Annotated in this window: 3 protein-coding genes; 1 reads left to right on the top strand and 2 read right to left on the bottom strand. The window is 39.6% G+C overall.

Annotation, left to right across the window (positions count from 1 at the left end; all coding sequences use genetic code 11):
• Positions 1-74: 74 nt before the first annotated feature.
• The gene (locus tag H5203_RS22370) at positions 75-725 is read right to left on the bottom strand and encodes a transposase (protein ID WP_259401995.1); all 651 of its coding nucleotides are present in this window, start codon (positions 723-725) and stop codon (positions 75-77) included.
• Positions 726-869: 144 nt separating this feature from the next.
• Between H5203_RS22370 and H5203_RS22365 the strand changes: the two genes are divergently transcribed.
• Positions 870-1,907, top strand: a complete 1,038-nt coding sequence (locus tag H5203_RS22365) for an IS110 family transposase (protein ID WP_182739423.1) — start codon at positions 870-872, stop codon at positions 1,905-1,907.
• A 347-nt stretch (positions 1,908-2,254) separates the two neighbouring features.
• Here H5203_RS22365 and H5203_RS22360 read toward each other — a convergent pair.
• The coding region (locus tag H5203_RS22360; RefSeq protein ID WP_259401994.1) for a transposase at positions 2,255-3,221 on the bottom strand (967 nt) is incomplete at its 5' end.

Genomic DNA, 3,221 nt, shown 5'->3' with positions numbered 1-3,221 from the left:
AATCAGCTAAAAGCAGAAACAAGCTTTAATAAAGGCATGCCCGCAAAACAGAAAAAAGCTATGCGCAGTACAGATTACCTTGAAAAGGTATTGAAATCATAGACTTTTTTCATGCTCTTGCCCTGACCCAAAACCAACAATAACTTTTTAGCACTATAAAAAGCGCTTATTTCTTTATTGTTTTCATATTCAACAAATTGCTTATAAGCAGCATATTTACGCTTTTTGCCTTGCAGCGAAAATATAAAGCCTCGGACTAGCCATTTAGGCGTCGCTCCCCTTTTAATGAAAGCTGGATAACTAGACCATTTATACTTAGCAAGCTCTTCTACCAACGGTATGTTCGTTTCAATTGGGTTACGATGAATATACCGACTAACATGCAATAAATAGTTATCAGCATCCACCAGCACCGCTTTGTAGCGCCCTCGAAACAGCGCACTATCGGTGTTATGTACTCTATTAAAGTATTGGGTGTAAAGGCCATTAATATGCTTCATGGCTCGGCCTAAATTTGCATCAGGGGTTTTGATTAGCAGGTGGTAATGATTGGTCATTAAACAATATGAATGCACTTCAATATTAAAGCGAATACTTGCTTGCTCAATGCAATGTAAAAAATACTTAAAGTCGTTATCACTTAAAAAGATATTTTCGCGCCCTCTCCCTCGATTCATTACATGATAAAACGCATTTTCATACTCTATTCGCAGCGGCCTAGACATAGTAATTCACTCAATGAGTAGTAAACTATAAATCTCGACCTTTGATGTCTGAAGTCAAGATTTGATAATCATATAGAAAGCTCCTCGAGTTTTTCGGTACAGTTGTGTTGACCAAAACATAAACTGTATTTCGAGGAGCTTGGTATGAAACTATGTAGTGGAATTGACTTGCATTCAAATAATTGTGTTATTGCTATCATTAATGAACATGGTGAAACACTTACCGTTAAGCGTTTAAATAATGACATGTCTGTCATTTTATCTTTTCTAAGTCCTTATAAAGATAAGTTGATAAGGCTTGTTGTCGAATCAACATTTAATTGGTATTGGTTAGTCGATGCTTTAATGGATGAAGGGTTTACACTTCACTTAGCGAACCCTGCGGCAATTCAACAATACTCAGGCTTAAAATATGCAGACGATCACAGTGATGCGTGTTGGTTAGCTGAAATGCTACGTTTAAACATTCTACCTGAGGGCTATATTTATCCTCGAGAGCTCAGGGCTGTTCGCGACTTAATGCGTAAACGAATGGACATTGTTCAACAGTCCACTAAAAACTTATTATCAGTGCAAAGTTGTTACATGCGTCATCTTGGATATAAGCTCAGCAGCAACAAAATCAAACAAATGGCCGCTATCCGAAAAGGCGTCAATGTTGAGCAAGTACACACCGATTTCAACTCAATGAATACAGCACTGTCGGTCATTTCTAACCTCACATTGATACGCTGTGCTCAACAGCAGATAAATGCAATAGAGAGCGCTATTTTACAGCAAACATCACTCACTCCTGAATTTATAAACCTAACCAGTATAGATGGGATTGGTAATACGTTAGCACTGACCATTATGTTAGAGACAGGCACAATTAAACGTTTTGATAGTCCAGGTAATTTCTCCTCCTATTGCCGCTGCGTTAAAGGTGCAAAATACAGCAATGGGAAGAAGAAAGGCACTACAAATCAAAAGAATGGTAATCGTTACTTAGCGTGGGCATTTACTGAGGCCGCTAACTTTGCCATTCGGTATAACCCAACAATTAAAAAGTATTATCAACGCAAGTTAGCTAAAACAAACCAAGTTATCGCGATTAAAACAGTTGCGCATAAACTGGCAAAAGCGTGTTACCACGTGCTGAAAGACAACGTCCCATTTGATGAACACAAGGCTTTTTCTTAACGACCATAAACAAATTAGGTTAACGTGTTGAGTTAATAATAGGGTTGGTAAAACCATTAGATTTGATTGAGCCTGCACGTTAACCGCTCATATTTTAAATACTGGATATGCCCAATGTTTGAGCCACAAAGGGTTGGTTATGTGTAAGCATAAACCACAGACTTGTTACAGCGCAGTGTGTAAACACAGCCAGAAACTGGACTGATATTGGTACTAAACGATGACTGAGGCGAAAGCCAAGGGCCTTAATTAATCATCAAAGATGCTTAATTAAACCGCCTAAATTCATATGGGTGACTGGTGCATATTCACACCAATCGACGTCATGACTAGGTGTATAGCCAAATTTAAAGTGAGTTTAAAAAGTAACAACACTTGGTTTTTTGAATAAAAAGATCAAGAAAACACAGCTGCCTGCTTGACCGGAACTTTCTAATGGGTGACCCCTTTGACTTTCCCTGTCGTCGTCCCATTGGGCTGTCTATTTTGGCCTTCATTTTGTCGATATAGCTTAGCTGTTTACGCGATTCATCATTTTTAAACTGTACTTGCCGCCCTGTTTTTATCGGTGGCTTTCGCATGCATTGCTGTTGCAGCGGGCATACTTTGCAATCTTTTAAGTAACCGCAGAATCGCGTGTATTTTTGGTTGTGGCTTTTTACATTGATACCACTTCGCCACATGTCATTGCCTGCGGGACAGCGGCAGGTTTGTGTTGTTTCATCATAATGGAAGTCCTCTGAAGTAAATAAGCGTGGCTTACCTTTACTGCGTTTTAGTCGGCGTTTTTCTTGCTCTGTTTCATAAGTTTCGCTGTCTTTAAATAACGGGTTTCGTTTTCTAAATTGGTTATCCGCAATGTAAGTATCAAAGCCACTTTTCGCCATGTATTCAAGGTTCGCTTCGCTATTAAACCCACTGTCTGCGGTGAACTTAATCGTTTGTTCGTCTGTTGATTTGTCGGTATTCAATTTATCAAGCTGCTGCTTTAATTGCTTAACTGCTGGCTGCAGGGTTTGCTGCTCGCCCACCGAGCCCCATGCCTGTGCTTGCAGTATAACTTGATGTTTATCGTCATTTATCGCTATCCCGTTGTAGCCTTGGATTGTACCTTTTGACGTGGTCATTTTCGCGCTATCAGGGTCGATAATATTACTTTTAATGGGCTTGCCTTTGCTGCCCGTTTTTCCCTCGTGGGTCGCTAAGAACTCCGTGATTTTATCTGCACTTTTATCCAGCTTTTCTTTTTGCTTTAAATCCTGTGTTATCAACTCTTCGCTCAGGCTATCTTGTGATTGGTGACGTTCGATAATA

It is taken from the genome of Pseudoalteromonas sp. SG41-1, assembly GCF_014164575.1.
GTDB lineage: Bacteria > Pseudomonadota > Gammaproteobacteria > Enterobacterales > Alteromonadaceae > Pseudoalteromonas > Pseudoalteromonas rhizosphaerae.
This window is presented reverse-complemented; position numbering and strand designations above follow the sequence as displayed.

What these genes read in the sequence shown, in the direction of transcription:
- H5203_RS22370 (WP_259401995.1), bottom strand. Translation starts at nt 725, where the DNA reads ATGTCTAGGCCGCTGCGAATAGAGTATGAAAATGCGTTTTATCATGTA.
- H5203_RS22365 (WP_182739423.1), top strand. Translation starts at nt 870, where the DNA reads ATGAAACTATGTAGTGGAATTGACTTGCATTCAAATAATTGTGTTATT.